This is a genomic window from Vibrio sp. 378 (assembly GCF_033339435.1).
Genome location: NZ_JAWOUO010000441.1, coordinates 1 through 762 on the forward strand (window position 1 = coordinate 1; position 762 = coordinate 762).

At 45.7% G+C, this 762-nt stretch carries 1 protein-coding gene; it reads left to right on the plus strand.

Annotated features, from left to right (window positions below; all coding sequences use genetic code 11):
- Window positions 1-762: enoyl-ACP reductase FabV (fabV, locus tag R7Q48_RS26815; RefSeq protein WP_318133275.1), on the plus strand; the 762-nt coding region annotated here is incomplete at both ends.

Consider the following 762-nt stretch of genomic DNA (forward strand, 5'->3'; position numbering starts at 1 on the left):
AAATGCCAGAAACAGGTGAGCTTATTCGTTCAGCTCTTAAACCTATCGGTGAGACTTACACATCGACAGCGGTTGATACCAACAAAGACGTAATCATTGAAGCAAGCGTTGAGCCTGCGACAGAAGAAGAAATCAAAGACACAGTAACCGTAATGGGTGGTGAAGACTGGGAACTTTGGATCAATGCACTTTCTGACGCTGGTGTATTAGCGGAAGGTTGTAAGACAGTCGCTTACAGCTACATCGGTACTGAACTAACGTGGCCAATCTACTGGGATGGCGCGCTAGGTAAAGCTAAAATGGACCTAGACCGTGCGGCAAAAGCGCTAAACGAGAAACTGGGTGCAACTGGCGGCAGCGCAAATGTTGCTGTACTTAAGTCAGTTGTTACTCAAGCAAGCTCTGCAATTCCGGTTATGCCTCTTTACATCGCAATGGTATTCAAGAAGATGCGTGAAGAAGGTGTACACGAAGGTTGTATGGAGCAAATCTACCGCATGTTCAGCCAACGTCTTTACAAAGAAGATGGCAGCGCAGCAGAAGTGGATGATATGAATCGCCTACGTCTGGATGATTGGGAACTGCGTGAAGACATCCAACAACACTGTCGTGAGCTATGGCCACAAATTACAACTGAAAACCTAAAAGAGCTAACTGACTACGTTGAGTACAAAGAAGAGTTCTTGAAGCTATTCGGTTTTGGTGTCGAAGGTGTTGATTACGAAGCGGATGTAAACCCAGCTGTAGAAACAGACTTCATTC